Annotated in this window: 10 protein-coding genes and 1 riboswitch; of the genes, 7 read left to right on the top strand and 3 right to left on the bottom strand. The window is 71.5% G+C overall.

What is annotated here, in order from left to right; translation table 11 throughout:
- The first annotated feature begins 22 nt into the window (after positions 1–22).
- Positions 23–196: riboswitch (cyclic di-AMP (ydaO/yuaA leader) on the top strand.
- The 3 genes from OG799_RS12935 to OG799_RS12925 all read left to right on the top strand — a co-directional run bounded on the left by OG799_RS12935 (position 193) and on the right by OG799_RS12925 (position 2,254).
- Positions 193–864 (top strand): transglycosylase family protein, encoded by a 672-nt coding sequence (locus OG799_RS12935; protein WP_406045280.1) that lies wholly within the window; start codon positions 193–195, stop codon positions 862–864. Its footprint overlaps the riboswitch before it by 4 nt.
- A gap of 273 nt (positions 865–1,137) precedes the next feature.
- Positions 1,138–1,878, top strand: coding sequence for a DUF4253 domain-containing protein (locus tag OG799_RS12930; protein WP_406045279.1), 741 nt, complete (start codon positions 1,138–1,140; stop codon positions 1,876–1,878).
- Positions 1,817–2,254, top strand: a complete 438-nt coding sequence (locus OG799_RS12925) for a DUF899 family protein (protein ID WP_406045277.1) — start codon at positions 1,817–1,819, stop codon at positions 2,252–2,254. The genes OG799_RS12930 and OG799_RS12925 overlap by 62 nt, the downstream gene beginning before the upstream one ends.
- A gap of 54 nt (positions 2,255–2,308) precedes the next feature.
- On the opposite strand, the gene OG799_RS12920 is transcribed toward OG799_RS12925, so the two are convergent.
- Together OG799_RS12920 and OG799_RS12915 are read right to left on the bottom strand one after the other, a co-directional pair.
- Positions 2,309–4,345 (bottom strand): M4 family metallopeptidase, encoded by a 2,037-nt coding sequence (locus tag OG799_RS12920; protein WP_406045275.1) that lies wholly within the window; start codon positions 4,343–4,345, stop codon positions 2,309–2,311.
- Between the two features lie 507 nt (positions 4,346–4,852).
- Positions 4,853–5,710, bottom strand: coding sequence for an ATP-grasp domain-containing protein (locus OG799_RS12915; protein ID WP_406046275.1), 858 nt, complete (start codon positions 5,708–5,710; stop codon positions 4,853–4,855).
- Between the two features lie 550 nt (positions 5,711–6,260).
- Between OG799_RS12915 and OG799_RS12910 the strand changes: the two genes are divergently transcribed.
- The 4 genes from OG799_RS12910 to OG799_RS12895 all read left to right on the top strand — a co-directional run bounded on the left by OG799_RS12910 (position 6,261) and on the right by OG799_RS12895 (position 15,759).
- Complete coding sequence (locus OG799_RS12910; RefSeq protein ID WP_406045273.1) at positions 6,261–9,398, top strand: OmpL47-type beta-barrel domain-containing protein; 3,138 nt, start codon at positions 6,261–6,263, stop codon at positions 9,396–9,398.
- Positions 9,399–9,420: 22 nt separating this feature from the next.
- On the top strand, positions 9,421–10,383 hold the full coding sequence (locus tag OG799_RS12905; RefSeq protein ID WP_406045272.1) for a sugar phosphate isomerase/epimerase family protein: 963 nt from the start codon (positions 9,421–9,423) through the stop codon (positions 10,381–10,383).
- Complete coding sequence (locus tag OG799_RS12900; RefSeq protein WP_406045271.1) at positions 10,380–11,561, top strand: multicopper oxidase domain-containing protein; 1,182 nt, start codon at positions 10,380–10,382, stop codon at positions 11,559–11,561. The genes OG799_RS12905 and OG799_RS12900 overlap by 4 nt, the downstream gene beginning before the upstream one ends.
- Positions 11,562–11,697: 136 nt before the next feature.
- A complete protein-coding gene (locus OG799_RS12895; RefSeq protein WP_406045270.1) occupies positions 11,698–15,759 on the top strand; it encodes a ThuA domain-containing protein in 4,062 nt (1,353 codons plus the stop codon).
- Between the two features lie 60 nt (positions 15,760–15,819).
- Here OG799_RS12895 and OG799_RS12890 read toward each other — a convergent pair whose 3' ends face one another.
- Positions 15,820–17,055 (bottom strand): FAD-dependent monooxygenase, encoded by a 1,236-nt coding sequence (locus OG799_RS12890; protein ID WP_406045269.1) that lies wholly within the window; start codon positions 17,053–17,055, stop codon positions 15,820–15,822.
- Positions 17,056–17,092: the final 37 nt, after the last annotated feature.

Raw genomic sequence — 17,092 nt, 5'->3', positions numbered from 1 at the left:
CGTTCGCGATCGCGGACACCACGGGCCGGCAACGCCTAATCCCGCCGCCGGCCAGGTGGTACCTGGACCTCAGGCGGGAGCGGGGGACCCACACGTTCCTCGGTGCTCGACACCTCGGGGTGAAGCCGCCGACCGGCGGCCGGGCTCCTCGGCCCGAACCCGACAGCTCACCTCGTCGGCGTGGAGGAAACCATGGCAACTGAATACACCGCACGCCACCGCCGGACCGGCCCGCGTCGGATCGCCGCCGGGGCGCTCGTCGTCGGCGCGGCCACCGGCGCCGCCGCGATCCTCGGCCCGGCCGAACCGGCCAGCGCGGCCAGCGTCAACTGGGACGCCATCGCCCAGTGCGAGTCCGGCGGCAACTGGCACATCAACACCGGCAACGGCTACTACGGCGGCCTGCAGTTCTCCAAGGGCACCTGGAACGGCTACGGCGGCCAGAAGTACGCCAGCCGGGCCGACCTGGCCAGCCGCGGCGAGCAGATCGCCATCGCCGAGAAGGTCCTCGACGGGCAGGGCATCGGCGCCTGGCCGGTCTGCGGCAAGGAGGGCGGCTCGACCAAGCACTACTCGTCCAAGTCGGACTCCGGGTCGGCGAAGAAGTCCCGCTCGGACTCCGGGTCGAAGTCGACGGCCGGCTCCTCGCGCGGCGACCAGCCGGCGACCCGCAGCCACCGGCGTACCGCGCCGGCCTCGGGCGGCTCCGGCAGCTACGTGGTGAAGCCGGGCGACACGCTGTCGGTGATCGCCGACGTGCAGGACCTGGCCGGCGGCTGGCACGCGCTGTACGAGCGCAACAAGCGCGTGGTCGGCGACGACCCGGGCCTGATCTTCCCGGGTCAGCAGCTTCGCCTGCGCTGACGTACCTCCGGTCGCGGCCCGTCCCCGGCAGGCCGCGACCGCACCACGCGACGAGCGCCCGGCCGGCATCCCGGCCGGGCGTTCCGCGTCTTCCCGCAGTGGATGCCGCTGCGGGAGCCTGCGGAGGTCGATGACGACCTGGCTGTGTTCGCCCAGGCTCAGCCGCGCCTGCACCAGGTCCTCGAGGACCGCGAGTCGCTGCTGCTCCAGGCCGACCCGGCCCCGCGCGGCTTGCGGTACGGTCGACCGATGATCTCCTGATGGGGGCGGACGGTGGACGACGTCTCGGGCGGGTTGGCCGCGTTGGGAATCAACGTGCCCGAGCTGGCGCCGCTGCCGCTGGCCGACGGCGTACGGGTGCTGGGTTTCCCGGCCGAAGGCGACGACGCGCTGGCCTGGTGGCGGCGGCTGCGCGCGGTGCACGAGCGCACCGGCTGGCGGCCGGTGCTGATCCCGTCGGTGGACGAGGCGTACGCCTCGCACGGCCTGGTGGAGCCCGACCCGGCGGCGCGAGTCGCCCGCTCCGCCGGCCTGGACGCCGTCGCGCTGCTGAACCCGCAGGGCACGTTCGAGTCGCAGCCGGACGGAACACGCGCCGACATGCTCGACCGGTGGCCCGACGAGCCGCTGCGGCTCGACGAGTTCAGCCTGCCCTACGAGCCGGACGGGCGACCGGCGTCGGTGCTGGTGGCCCTGGTCGAGGCGGCGCGCGGATGGCAGGTGCTGACGCTGCTGGACTATGGATACTGGAACGACTGCCCGGAGCCGGCGGTGCACGGTGCGGTGCTGCGGTACTGGGGTGAGCGCTGGGGTGCCGAGCTGGTGAGCCTGACCCGGTCGGGTCTGGAGTTGGCGATGACCCGTCCTCCCCGCACCAGGCCGGACGCACTCGCGTTCGCCTGTGAGTACCCGGTCTACTGCCTGGACGGGATGAGCGTGTACGACGCCGACGATGTTCCGGACCTGGCCGGCTGCGTCATCGACGCCGAGGTCGTCCGGTTCTGGTGGGACTGACCGGTCGGCCGGCCGGCTGGCCGGGACTGAGCGACATGGCGGAGCGGATCGTCCTCGCGCTGTGGTGAGCTGGGCGACGGTGTCCAACATGCCGCTCGCGCAGATCGAGGCGTACAAGGAGCGCAAGGGGTGGACGCTGCCGTTCGTCTCCTCGCACGGCACGTCGTTCTCGGACGACTGCGGGGCGGGTCGGGGATTCATGCTGAGCGTGTTCCTGCGGGGCGGCGAGGACGTCTACCGCACCTACTACACCCAGGCGCGGGGGGTGGACCGGCTGCTGTTCATCAACAGCTTCCTCGACCTCACCCCGTACGGCCGGCAGGAGGACTGGGAGGACTCGCCGCCCGGCTGGCCGCAGCGCCCCACCTACGGCTGACATGGCGCAGCGGCCGGCCGTCGGGAGGACGACGACCGGCCGCTGCGTCTTCGATCAGCTCAGGTTGAGCGCGGTGTCGTCGACGACGAAGGAGGTCTGCAGGGAGCTGTCCTCCACGCCGCTGAACGAGATGGTGGCGGTGGTGCCGGCCAGCGACGAGACGTCGAAGGACCGCAGGACGTAGCCTGCGGCGGCGTTGACGTTGGAGTACGTCGCCAGGGTGGTGCTGCCGGCCTTGACGGTCAGCTTGTCGTACACCGTGCTGCCCGACTCGGCCGTGTCGATGTGCAGGTAGAAGGAGAGCGTCGCGCGGCATCCGGCCGGGATGCTCACCGACTGCGACAGGGTGTCGGTGTGGGTCGAGCCGTACCCGTCGAGCCACGCCTTGTACGAACCGCCGTGCGCGGGCTGGCTGGACGAGTTGGTGATGACGCCCGAGGTGGCGCTCCAGCTCACCGCGCCGGACTCGAAGCCGGGGTTGGCCAGCTTCTGGCCGGAGCAGCTGCCGGTGGGCGGCGGGGTGGTGGTGCCGCTGCAGGTCGGGTCGCCGGACTGGGCCGGCACGCTGACCGCGTCCCAGGCGGCCTTGACCGTGTTGAACTCGGTGCAGCCGGTGCTGCCGTAGAGGTTCTTCGCCGCCTGCAGCGTCCAGGTGCGGTACTTCAGGTACGACGAGGACGACGTCTTCAGCAGCATCGCGTTGTACATGATCTTGATGGCCTTCTGGATGCCCAGGCCGGTCACGGCGCTGCCGTTGCAGGTCGAGCTGGTCGGCTGGCCGTTGGTCGGGTTGCTGCCCATGGCCAGCAGGTAGAACCAGTGGTTGCCCGGGCCGGCCGCGGCGTGCACCTCGGTGCTCGGGATGCTGCTGGAGTAGCAGTTCGGGTCACCCAGCGCCGACGGGTTGTACATGTTGCGGATCGGGCCGCTGCCGACCAGGTTGATCTTCTCACCGACCAGGAAGTCGGGGGCGTCGTAGGTGGACGGCTCGTTGGCGAACCACTCGGTCGCGGCGCCGAAGGTGTCGGCGACGAACTCCTGGGTCCCGCTGCCGGAGATGCCACCCGGGGTGTGGTCGTCGATGCCGTGGCCGATCTCGTGGGCGACCACGTCCATCGAACCGATCCACTGGCCGGAGGTGTTCTTGCCGATCTGGACCTGGGTGCCGTCGTAGTAGGCGTTCTGGTCGTTCAGGCCCACCCGGATCGGCCAGGCGCCGCCGGCGCCGTCGGCGCCGTTGCGGCCCAGCCACTGGGAGAGCATTTTGTGCTCGGTCTGCGCGCCGAACAGCGCGTCGACGCAGCCGGTCTCCTTGTTGGTGGCCGTGCCGTTGCCCCAGACGTCGTCCGAGCCGGAGAACGTCGTGTTGGTCGCGGCGTCCTGGCAGCTCTGGTTGGTGACGCCCGGGTCCTTCATCGAGTACGTGCTGCCCGACAGTGTGGTGTTGAGGGTCAGCGGGCTCGGCCCGTTCCACGCGCCGGTGCCGCTGCCGCGCACGACATGCTCCTGCTTGCGCAGCACCTTGCCGGTGAGGGCGTCGACGTCCACGGTGAGCCGGCTCGGGCCGTCCGCGGTGGTGCCCCGGACGGTGGTCTCCCACGCCAGGGCCGGCGTGCTGTCGAGGGTGTAGACGACCAGCGTGGTGCCCTCGACGGTGGTCACCGTCTTCAGTTGGGCGCGGGCGGTCTTCTCCGCGGCCGTGGCCTTGAGCTTCGGCGTCGTGGCGAGGCTGCCGATGCTCTGCTGCTGGGCGACGGAGGCGTACTTCAGGTTGCCGGCGGAGTCGGTCGCCAGAACGAAGTCGCCGCCGGTCACCGGCAGGCCCTTGTAGGTGCGCTCGTAGGGCACGTACTGGGTGCCCTCGGAGCTGATGACGGGCTGCTGGACGAACGCCTCGTCCGAGCTGGCGTGCAGGTACTGGGGGCGGCTGGCGACCAGCGCGCTGGCCGAGCTGGCGGCGAGCGCGCGGGCCTGGGCCGCGTCGGGGGCGGGGCTGGAGGGCGCGGCCTGTACGGCCGCGGCGGTGCCGGCGGCGACCAGACCGGCCGCTGCCGCGCCGGAGAGCGCGACGAGGCGGGGTGAGAGCTTCAAGGGGGTGTGCTCCTGTTCTCAGGCGGCGCACGGAGCCCGGTAGGGGCGCGCGCCGCGGTCAAGCTGCGGGGCGGGCGATGGTGGTCTTCCAGGGCTGCCGGCGTTGCCCCGGATCGACTGACCGATCATCCCGAGCCACCGGGGGCGGTGACTCGTGGCAGCACGATCACACGGGCAGCGGTGCAGATCAATGGGTGACCGGGGCAACCGTCTTCTTCCGGTCGCCTCGCCGACATCGATGACTCAGGAAGCCATGATCTTCAATAGCCCCTGATCAGCCCTTATGTTCGCGGCACCGAGAGAAGGCGTACCCGATCTGCGGCTAATGCCGCTGTGTGCTGATGGCGCGTCTTCGTATTCCTGCGAGGTGCCCGCCGCTCCGGCCCGTACCGGTCGTCGTTGCCTGCCGAACGAACCGTGATCATCCGCCGTGCCGCCGGCGCGGACCCGCCGTTCGGGCGACGCCGACTTCGAGGGCGTAGCTCCCGGGCCACGCCGGCGTCCCGGTCAGGCCGGTTCCAGGTGGGCCCGGCTCAGCGCGGTGACCAGCGCCGCCGGGTCGACGGTGGCCGGGCGGTCGCTGACCTGGCCGTCGCCGAGCTCGACCACCCGCCACCGTCCGTCGGCGTGCCGGACCAGGTCCACCGTCACGAACCGCAGGTCGAGCGGAGCGACCAACGGGATGAGGAAGCCGAGATCGACCTCGCCCGTCGGGGTGGCGCCCGGGGTGTCCGGATGCGGGCCGACGAGGGCGCAGCGGCCGTCGACCCACCAGGTGCGCACCTCGGCGCCGGTGAACCGCTCGAACCGGCGCAGCACGAAGCCGCCGGTGAAGTCGTCCTCGCGCAGCTCGCGGAGCCGGGTGGCGACGCGCCACGCGGCGTCGCCGTCGGCGAGATCAGGGATGAACGCCGCCTCGTGCCAGTGGTGCTTGGCCGATTTCGACCAGTCCCGCAGGACCGCCGGCCCGCCGCCGAGTGCCTGCCGGGCCGTGTCGAACGCGGGCCGGTCCGCCCCGGTGGTCCAGGCCGAGTCCGGCGTGACGCTTCGCAACGACTCGTACCAGCCGGGCAGCTCGTGGGCCCGGCGGTACTGCTCCGGCGTCGTTTTCAGCCGGACGTCGCGGGCGGCCAGGGCGACCGCGAGGTCGGCGTACCGGTCGGCGCGCAGCATCCAGCCGCGGTAGACGGCGACCCCGCAGGTCGGTACGGCCGCCACCGCGCGGGCCGGGTCCTGACCGGAAGCGAGCAGGTCGTGGTCGACCAGGGCGACCGGGACGCCGGCCGCCCGGGCGGCCGCGGCCTCCGCGGCGAAGTGGTCGTCCGGGCGGCGCGGGCGCAGCGGATCGGCGGGGAACAGCAGCATCACGTCGCCCATCCTGCCGGATCGACGTGCCGGCGTCCGTCCCTTGTGGCGTGACCGTCCGACACTTTCGTCCGCGCAAGGGAAAAGTACCTGCGGGATGAACGAAAGCTATGGACACCCTGAGAGGAAGTTAGTAGGGTCGGTCACTGTCAATATGTTTCGTCGAGCACCACCGGCACGGTAGTTCTCGACGACGGCCTTCAGGCGGCGCAACCCGTCCGGAGGCCATGACCGGCCAGGAATGGCCGTCCCCGGGTCAACGCCGCACCACGGCGACCCGGCGCGGGCACGCGCCGACGGTCGACCGATGTCCGCCCGTACCCGACGAGACCCCGTCAGCTCCGACGCGAAACCGCGTCCGATGCCGCGTGCGATCCGGCTCGCCGCCGACACCGGACCACCACCCCAGAAGGACGACCGTGGCGAGCCGCCACGGCCGGGGATCCCGCGCGGCCAGGGAGGGGCCACCGGGCAGCTGCGACAACTCCTGACACGACGGGCCGACGCACGCTCCGCCCGGTGTTCCCCCCGGACCGTGAAAGAGGCATCCATGAACTCACACCCACCGCGCGGCCGGCTCGCCGTGAGCCGGCTCAGGAGACCGCTGGCGGCCATCGCCACGATGGTCCTCCTGCTGACCGCCGCCGTGGCTGCGTCCCCGGCGAACGCGCGTCCGATCGACCCGGAACGGCGGGCGACGGCCTCGTCGTCGCAACTGCAGGCCCAGGTCCTCACCTGGACCGCCGGCGACAACTTCCTGTCGTACCGGTCCGCGCCGACGACCGCCACGGCCGGACCGACCACCCTCGTGTTCGAGAACAGCGCGGCCACCGGCAACACCACCGGCATGCAGCACACTCTCACCTTCGAGACCGGGAACCCGGCGTACAACAGCGACGTCGACGTGAACATCCTGGCCGACCCATCGGACAGCAACGGGGGCCGGTGGACGGTCGACGTGGTTCTCACTCCCGGCACCTACCGGTACTTCTGCTCGATCCCCGGCCACGGCGGCATGACCGGGCTCCTGGTCGTGAGCGACGGCGGGTCGGACACCACGGCCCCGACGGTGACGGCCGCGGTGACCGGGCAGAAGGACGCCAATGGCGCGTACGTGGGCAGCGCGACGGTGACGCTGTCGGCGACGGACAGCGGTTCCGGGGTGTCCCGCGTCGAGTACTCCCTCGACGGCGGCACCTACGGCACCTACTCCACCCCGGTGACGGTGAACCAGCCGGGCCAGCACACGGTCAGCTACCGGGCGACGGACAAGGCGGGTAACACGTCGTCGGCGCAGTCGGTGTCGTTCACGGTGGTGCAGACGCCGCCGGCGGACACCACGCCGCCGACGGTGACGGCGGCGGTGACCGGGCAGAAGGACGCCACCGGCGCGTACGTGGGCAGCGCCACTGTCACGCTCTCGGCGACGGACACCGGTTCGGGCGTGGACCGGGTCGAGTACTCCCTCGACGGGGGCGCGTACGCCGCCTATGCCGCGCCGGTGACGGTGAACCAGCCGGGTCAGCACACGGCGTCGTACCGGGCGACGGACAAGGCGGGTAACACGTCGTCGGCGCAGTCGGTGTCGTTCACGGTGGTGCAGACGCCACCGGCGGACACCACGCCGCCGACGGTGACCGCCGCGGTGACCGGGCAGAAGGACGCCACCGGCGCGTACGTGGACAGTGCCACGGTCACCCTGACCGCGACGGACGCCGGTTCGGGCGTGGATCGGGTCGAGTACTCCCTCGACGGGCAACCCTACGCCGGCTACTCGGCGCCGGTGACGGTGAACCAGCCGGGTCAGCACACGGTCAGCTACCGAGCGACCGACAAGGCGGGTAACACCTCGTCGGCGCAGTCGGTGTCGTTCACGGTGGTGCAGACGCCACCGGCGGACACCACGCCGCCGACGGTGACGGCGGCCGTGACCGGACAGCGGGACGCCACCGGTGCCTATGTCGGCAGCGCCACGGTGACCGTGTCGGCCACGGACACCGGCTCGGGCGTGGACCGGATCGAGTACTCCCTCGACGGCGGTGCCTACGCCGGCTACTCCGCGCCGGTGACGGTGAACCAGCCGGGCCAGCACACGGCGTCGTACCGGGCCACCGACAAGGCGGGTAACACCTCGCCGGCGCAGTCCGTGTCGTTCACGGTGGTGCAGACCCCGCCGGCGGACACCACGCCGCCGACGGTGACGGCGGCGGTGACCGGGCAGAAGGACGCCACCGGCGCGTACGTCGGCAGTGCCACGGTCACCCTGACCGCGACGGACAGCGGCTCGGGCGTGGACCGGGTCGAGTTCTCCCTCGACGGGCAGCCCTACGCCGGTTATTCGGCGCCGGTGACGGTGAACCAGACCGGCCAGCACACGGTCAGCTACCGGGCCACGGACAAGGCCGGTAACACCTCTTCGGCGCAGTCGGTGTCGTTCACGGTGGTGCAGACCCCGCCCGCCGACACCACCCCGCCCACCGCGACCGCCGCCGTTACCGGCCAGCTCAACGACGACGGCGCCTACCTGGGCAGCGCCACGGTGACCCTGTCGGCCGCCGACGCCGGCTCCGGCGTCGACCGCATCGAGTACTCCCTCGACGGGCAGCCCTACAGCCGGTACTCGGCGCCGGTGACCGTGGACCGGCCCGGCCAGCACACGCTCAGCTACCGGGCCACCGACAAGGCCGGCAACACCTCCGGCACCGCGTCGGTCACGTTCACGGTGGTGGCGAGCGGACCGGGGCCGGACTGCCCGGTGAAGGACACCCGCCCGACCGTGTGGCTCGGCACCGTGGACAGCGGCGTACCCAACCGGGTCGTCGAGGGCGACTGCACGATCAACAACGTCATCCCCGACGAGCGGGCCTGGCCCAACCACGGCGAGTTCGTCTCCTACGTGACGGCGGTCGCCGAGCACCTGCACCACCTGGGCGTCATCACCCACCAGGAGCACGGGCGCCTGGTGAGCGCCGCCGGCCGCTCCGGCGTCGGCAAACCGGACGAGAAGAACGACTACCAGCCGATCCTCGACTCCACCGCCGCGTCGTTCGGCCGCTGGCAGCACGTGGGCGCGGGCGGCTTCACCCGCAACGCCGACGGGTCGATCAGCAGCCGGCCGGAGCCCGGACTGGGCATGCTGTGGTTCCCGGTCACCGCGTACGGCGACTTCTCCCTGAAGCTGCGGTGGCGCGACGACGCCCCCGGCGACGGCCGGGCCAACAGCGGGGTCTTCGTCCGCTTCCCGGACGTGCGCCAGCACCCCACCGAGTCCCGCCCGGAATGGGTGGCCATCAAGTACGGCCACGAGCTCCAGATCCTCGACCGGCCCGACGGCGACCAGTACAAGAGCGGATCGGTGTACGGCTTCGACCGGGTCGACCTGGCCGGCGCCCACGCCAGCCCGAAGGGCACCTGGAACGACTACGAGATCCGGGTGGTCGGCCAGCACTACTCCGTCTTCCGCAACGGAGAGCTGATCAACGACTACGTGAACAGCCCGGACGCGGTCTTCAGCCCGCCCCGGTCGGACGACCCCGGCGGGGCCGGACGGCAGAACGCGCGCGGATACATCGGCCTGCAGAACCACGGCACCGCCGACGTCATGAGCTTCCGCGACGTGCGGATCGCACCGCTGAACCCGTGCTGCCCCGACGGAGCGGCGGCCGGCAACTCGACCACCTGCTGCTGATCGAGCGAAGGGAACCACCACCATGGCAAGGAACAGAATCGACCGCCGTACGCTGCTGCGCGGGCTCGCCGGTTCGACGGTCGCGGTCAGCGCGGCCAGCCTGACCGGCGCCCTGCCCGCCGCGGCGGACGACTCGAACGGCCGGCTCGTCCCGCGCGGCCACCTGGGCATCCAGCTCTACAGCGTCCGGGACAAGATCGCGCAGGTCGGCTTCGCGGCGGTCTTCGAGGAGCTCTCCCGCATCGGCTACCGGGAGGTGGAGTTCGCCGGCTACACCCAGGGCGCCGTCGGCCCGATCACGCCGGAGCAGATTCGGCGGCTGCTGGACGACAACGGCCTGAAGGCGGCCGGCAGCCACCGCGGGCTGAACGACTTCCGGACCAACCTGGAGTGGGAGCTCGACGTCGCCGAGACTTTGGGCATGCCGGCGCTCGGCACCGCCCAGGCGCCCACCGGAGACCGCACGATCGCCGGGTACCAGGCGGCCGCCGCGGAGTTCAACGCCTGGGGCGCCGCCGCCGCGGCCCGGGGAATCAAGCTCTACCAGCACAACCACACCATCGAGTTCAGCTTCGCGGTCGACCGCCCCGACGTCCGGCTGTACGACCTGTTCCTGGAACTCACCGATCCGCGGTACGTGTACCTGGAGATGGACATCCTCTGGGCGTACGGCGGGGCCCGCAAGTACCCCGGCTTCCGGCCGGTCGACTACGTCAACGCCCAGCCGCACCGGTACCCGCTGTTCCACGTGAAGGACGGCGTCCCGCTGCCCGACCCGCAGCAGGGCAACTCCTACCTGGACGTCGAGTTCGGCGCCGGGGTCATCCCGTTCGCCGACTTCTTCACCGAGCTGAACGGCGGCGGCCGCTTCGAGTACCTGTGGGAGCAGGACTCCGGGCCGAACGCCCAGCCGAACCCGCCGGGCTCCCTGGGCGCCGCCGAGCGCAGCTACCAGCGCATCATCGAGCTGCGGGGTGCCCGGTGAGCGCCTGGCGGCTGGTGGAGGACGACCCGGCGCCGGAGCCCGGGCCGGTGACCCGTGCCGACCGCCCCCGTACCGGGGCGCGGCGGATGCTGGTCGTCGCGGCGGTGGTGCTGCTCAGCCTGGTCGGTGCCGGCGGGCTGGCGGCCGCCGGCACCGGGATGTTCGCCGAACGCCCGGACGGCTGCAGCAAACCGGACCGCAGCCTCCAGCTGTACGCGGTGGAGCTGCCGCGCGACGGCACCCAGATCCGGCTCGGCTACGGCCTCACCCCGGAGACGGCCTCCTACCCGGGGCCGACGATGGAGATGATGGAGGGGGAGTGCCTGGCGATCACCCTGCACAACCAGGTCCCCGTCGAGACCCTGACGGCGCTGCGCACCAACCCGGCCCACCCGCTGGGCGTCTCGCTGCACGTGCACGGGGTCAAGTACACCCAGCAGTCCGACGGCACGGTGCAGAGCGCGTCGTACGTCCCGCCGGGTGAGTCGCGCACCTACACCTGGTACGCCGCGCCCCGCAACAACCGGACCGGATCGCCGGGCACCGCCGGCTACTGGTGGTACCACGACCACGTGGTGGGCGGCCCGCACGGCACGCAGGGGCTCTCCGCCGGGCTCTTCGGCGGGGTGGTCGTCCGCCGGCCGGGCGACCCGAAGCCGGACCGGACCTACGTGACCGCCTTCGGTGACCGGCAGAGCATCAACCTGCGCCGCGGCGAGGCCACCGACACCTGCGACGCGGTGAACCCGCAGCCCGGCCCGACCTGCCTGGTCGCCCGGAAGGGTGAGCGGGTCGAGTTCGTCGTCATCGGCATCGGCAACGACATGCACACCTTCCACCTGCACGGCCACTCCTGGGCGGACACCCGCACGGGCATGGTGAGCAACGGGCAGCCGTTCGCCGACTCCGTACCGATCATCGACAACAAGACGCTCGGCCCCGGCGACTCCTTCGGAGTCCAGGTGGTGGCCGGTGACTCGGTCGGACCGGGGCACTGGATGCTGCACTGCCACATGCAGTTCCACTCCGACGCCGGCATGTCGACGATGCTGCACGTCCTCGACGAGAACGGGCAGATGCCGCCGGGGATGGACCACGAGCACCCGGCAGCCGCGCCGGCCACCGCCGATACCGCCTCCGCGCCGGCCACCGACGGCGCCGCGCACCAGCACAACTGACCTGCGGTCCGGTCCGCGGTCACCGACGCCCGCGGACCGGGTGGCTGCTGGTCCCAACCTGCTCCGGTGAGCGCCTCACCCCACCGGCAGCGGGACGACCCGGAAGATCCTGTCCCTCAAATCAGGAGGAGTCGAGATGGCTCACAGACGCCATTTCCGGTTCTCCCGCTGGGTCGGACGCCTTCGCGCCGACTCGACGGGTCCCACCACACCCACCACGTTCACCCTCACCACTCCGCGTCGCGTCCCCGCGCCGCGCCGCATCGGCGCCCTGGCGTCGAGCGCCGCGCTGGCGCTCGGCGTGCTGGCCCTGCCCGCCCAGGCCGTCAGCCCCACCCCGGCCGCCGCCGCCGAGGCCGCGGCGGCGGTGAAGGTGCTGGTCTTCCACGGGCCGACGGACAAGCAGGACGACCCGGTCGCCAAGGCCACCGCCACCATCCGGCAGCTGGGCGAGCAGCACGGCTTCACCGTCGACGACTCCGCCGACCCGGCGGTGTTCACCTTCGGCAACCTGGCCCGGTACCGCGCGGTGGTGTTCCTCTCCGCCAACGGGGTCACCCTCGACGACGCCCAGGAAGCGGCCTTCCAGGCGTACGTCAAGGGCGGCGGTGGTTTCGTCGGCGTCCACGACGCGGCGCGCGCCCAGCCGGAGTCCTCCTGGTTCACCGGGCTGATCGGCAGCCGGCCGGCCGCCGGCCTGCCCAACGCCGAGAAGCCGGTCTCGGCCACGGCGAGCGCCGACAACCCGCCGAACGAGACCGCCGCGAAGGCGATCGACGGGTCGACGGGCACCAAGTGGCTGACGTTCTCCCCGACCGGCTGGCTGGCCGCGAAGCTGGCAAATCCGGTCGTGGTGAGCCGCTACGCGTTGACCTCGGCCAACGACTTCCCGGGCCGGGACCCGAAGAACTGGACCCTGCAGGGCTCCCAGGACGGCACCACCTGGACCGACCTGGACACCCGGACCGGGGAGACCTTCCCGCAGCGGTTCCAGACCAAGCAGTACAGCTTCACCAACAGCACCGCGTACCAGCATTACCGGCTCAACGTCACCGCGAACAGCGGCGAGCCGCTGATCCAGCTGGCCGAGCTGTGGCTGATCGGCCCCGACAGCGGACCCGCCCCGGACAGCACGGTGCAGAAGGCCACCGTCGACGTCACCGACCGGCAGCACCCGGCCAACAAGGGGCTCCCGCTCACCTGGACCCGCTCCGACCAGTGGATCAACTGGGACCCGAGCCCGACCGGCAAGGTCCACACCATCGCGCAGGTCGAGGAGGGCACCTACAACGCGGGGCTGAGCGGCAACGGGGCGTTCCACCCGATCTCCTGGTGCCAGGACTACGACGGCGGCCGATCGTTCTACACCGGCATGGGCCGCACCGAGGAGAGCTGGACCGCCGACAAGCAGTTCCAGGGCCACCTCGCCGGCGCCATCAAGTGGACCACCGGCATGGTGCGCGGGGACTGCCAGGCCACCATCGCCTCGAACTACCGGATCGAGCGGCTCACCGCCACCAACCAGGCGGGCCAGCTCGACCAGATCGGTGAGCCGCACGGCCTGACCGTCGCGCCCGACGGCGCGGTCTACTACATCGGCAAGGCCGCCTGCCCGACCGGGCCGATCGCCAACTGGGACGACCCGAAGGTCGGTCTCGGCTGCGGCACGATCCACCGGTGGGACCCGAAGACCAAGCAGGTCAAGCTGCTCACCACCCTCGAGGTGATGGGCAACCGGGGCAGCGGCAGCGAGCTGGTGAAGAACGAGGAGGGCCTGGTCGGCATCACCCTCGACCCGAAGTTCGCGCAGAACGGCTGGGTGTACGTCTACTGGATGCCGCACGAGTCCATCGACCGGGACCGGCGGATCGGCCAGCGGACCGTCTCCCGGTTCACCTACGACGCCGCGAAGCAGACCATCGACCAGGGCACCCGCAAAGACCTGCTGCACTGGGACACCCAGATCCACAGCTGCTGCCACGCCGGCGGCGGGATGACGTTCGACGAGAGCGGCAACCTGTACATCGGCAGCGGCGACAGCAACTCCTCCGGCGGGTCCAACGGCTACTCCGGCAACAACTGGACCCAGGACTACCAGGGCACCTCGTTCCAGGACGCCCGGCGTACCGCCGGCAACACCAACGACCTCAACGGCAAGATCCTGCGCATCCACCCGGAGGCGGACGGTACCTACACCGTCCCGGCGGGCAACCTGTTCACCGGCAAGGAGGAGGGCGGCGGCAGGACCCGCCCGGAGATCTACGTGATGGGTGTCCGCAACATCGCCCGGATCGCCTGGGACCCGGTCAACCACTGGCTGACCGCCGCCTGGGTCGGCCCGGACGCCGGCGGCCCCAGCCCGGACCTCGGACCGGCGAAGTACGAGACCGCCACCATCATCACCTCGCCGGGCAACCAGGGCTGGCCCTACTGCATGGGCAACCGGCAGCCCTACCGGGACCGCAGCACCACCGACGCCAACGTGCTGACCGGCTGGTACGACTGCGACAACCTGAAGAACGAGTCGCCGCGCAACACCGGCCTGGTCAACATCCCGCCGGCCCGGGACAACATGATCTGGTACTCGCCGCAGGGCGGCGGCCCGGTCTACCCGAAGCGGACCGACGGCAGCGGCCTGCCCACGTACGTGCCGGGCGAGGAGAAGTTCACCCAGCCGTACCTCAAGGGCGGCGGCCAGGCCATCATGAACGGCCCGACCTACCAGCGGGAGAAGGTGGACACCGACAGCGGTGTCGCCTGGCCGGCGTACTGGGACAACAAGTGGTTCATCGGTGACGAGTCCAACGCCAACAACCGGGTCGCCGTCACCGTCGACCCGGCCAAGGTCGAGGACCACGCCCCGCCGGCCTTCGCCGAGGACCTGCGCCAGATCATCCGCTCCGGCAACGGCGCCAACCAGCTCCAGTCCTGGATGGACGCCAAGTTCGGCCCGGACGGCGCACTGTACATGCTGGACTACGCCGGTGGCTTCTTCAGCCTGCACCCGAACCAGAAGCTGATCCGGATCACCTACCAGGGTGGCCCGGCGACGCCGCGGCCGAGCGACGCGATCGCCCGGGCGGTCGCGCAGAGCAGCCCGAAGACGATCGCCTTCTCCAGCGCCAAGGCCGGCGGCGTCGCCTGGGAGTGGAACTTCGGTGACGGCAGTGTGCCGTCGCACGAGGCCAACCCGACGCACACCTACGCCGACTACGGCACCTACCAGGCCACGCTGAAGGTGACCTACGCCGACGGCGAGGTGGCCACCGCGAAGATCGAGGTCGTCGCCGGCTGCACCGCGCCGGACGCCCGCAAGACGGTGCAGCTGCTCGACAAGGACACCGGCGTGGCCAACCGCCAGGCCGGCGGCAACTGCACCGTCAACGACCTGATCGACGACGAGCGCAACTGGACGAACCACGGCCAGTTCGTCAGCCACGTCGCCGATGTGGTCAACGACCTGCGCGCCGACGGCCTGCTGGACAACCGGGAGGCGACGAAGATCAACACTGCGGCGGCCCAGTCCGAGATCGGCAAGGTCGCCGGGTACCGGGCGCTGTTCGACGGCACCGCGGAGTCGCTGGCCGACTGGCGGCAGGCGCCCGGCGGGTCGTTCGCGCTGCGGCCCGACGGGTCGATCCGCAGCTCCGGTGGGCTCGGCATGCTCTGGTACGCCAAGGACGAGTTCGCCGACTTCTCCCTGCGGATGAAGTTCCGGGACGTCTCCGCCGACGGCGTCAACGCCAACAGCGGCGCCTTCACCCGGTTCCCCGATCCGCGGACTCCGGTCGACCAGCGGCCGGCCGGCAGTTGCGGCACGGTCGGGTCGGCCCGGACCTCGCAGGCCTGGGTCGCCATCTACTGCGGACAGGAGATCCAGATCTACGACGGGTCCCCCGGTGAGCCGCAGAAGACCGGGTCGATCTACAACTTCGACCCGGTCGGGCTGGACCAGGCCGGGGTGACCCCGAAGGGTCAGTGGAACGACTACGAGGTCCGGGTCGTCGGACAGCACTACACGATCATCCGCAACGGCGCGGTGATCAACGAGTTCGACAACACGCCGGGCAAGGCGTCGTCCCGCCAGGGCGACCCGCCGACCGACCTGCGCCAGTTCCTCAGCGGGTTCGTCGGCTTGCAGAACCACGGCACCAACGACCTGATCGAGTTCCGGGACGTGCGGGTGCGCGAGCTGTAACAGCACAGGTGCCGGGTACGGGGGTGCGGCCTCCGTACCCGGCACCTCGCGCGTCGGAGCTCAGCTGACGGCGGCCGAGCCGCCAGCTACCCGGCGGGCAGGACCGCGGCTTCCTTCCTCAACCGATCGCTCCGCGAGGGGTCGGACGGTCTCCTGCCAGTCGATGTGGTGTCGGTGGACGGGCGCGAACATCTGCTCGGGGGTTGGCATGGCAGGTCGGTCGCCGGCCTGGCCCGCCTTGGCCCGGTTCTTCACGGCGGCGTCGCCGCCGATCATCTCGACGCGTGGCCGACGCAGCCGCTCGTACGCGGCGAACGCCTCCGGATGGGGCAGGTCGCGCAGGCAGCGGGCGAGCTCGACGGCGCTTTCCACCGCCAGGGACGCCCCCTGCCCGGAACTCGAGGAGGGGGCGTGGGCCGCGTCGCCGACGAGGACCATGCGCCGCCGGTGCCAGCGCGGCACAGAGGGCATTCGCTCCATGGGTCCCACTGCCATCAGCGTGGTCGGATCAGCGGCGGCGAGCAGCGCCTCGCCGGGGACGTGACCGGCGTAGCGGGCGCGCAGCCGGGCCAGCCAGTCGGCCGGGGAGACGCGGCCGACCTCCGCGGTCGTGAGTGGCTCGGTACGGGGCAGGCTGGCGAACCAGCAGATGCGTCCGTCCGGCACCCGCCAGTAGCCGATGAAGGTGCGGCCGAACGCGAAGTACATCGTGCCGGGTTCCGCTTCCGCCGCTGTCTCGGCGCTGTAGCCGCCGAAGCTGAGGACACCGCCGTACTCCGGTCCGGGCGCCTGCGGGTCGATGAGGGTCCGGACGGTGGAGCGGATGCCGTCGGCGCCGATCAGCACGTCCGCCGTCGCGGTGGTGCCGTCGGCGAAGGTGGCGGTGATGCCATCGGGGGCGTCCTCGGCGGCGACCAGTGACTTGCCGTACTCGACGGGTACGCCAGCGGCCGTCGCGTGGTCGGCCAGTGCGCGGAACAGGTCCATGCGGGCCATCGCGAGGGTGGCCGGCAGCTCGGGAAAGCCGTCGAACGCGGCACGGTGGGTTCCCGCGCCGTCGGCCATCACCACCCGCGGCACCGGGTGGCCGACCGCCCGCACCGGGCCGTCCGCTCCGATGATTCGCAGGGCGGCCAGGCCGTTGGGAGCCAGGCTCAGCATCGCGCCGACGTGGTCGGCGGCACCGGGGTGGGCCTCGTAGATCGTCGCTCGTATGCCGGCCCTGGCCAGGGCCAGCGCGGTCGCCGGTCCGGCGATTCCGCCACCGATGACCAGCGCCGTCGTTGCTCTGCGCATGTGATTTCTCCTTCCCGGGCGGCATGCAGATAGTTTC

Origin of the sequence: Micromonospora sp. NBC_00898, from assembly GCF_045207895.1 — a bacterium.
Lineage (GTDB): Bacteria > Actinomycetota > Actinomycetes > Mycobacteriales > Micromonosporaceae > Micromonospora.
This window is presented reverse-complemented; position numbering and strand designations above follow the sequence as displayed.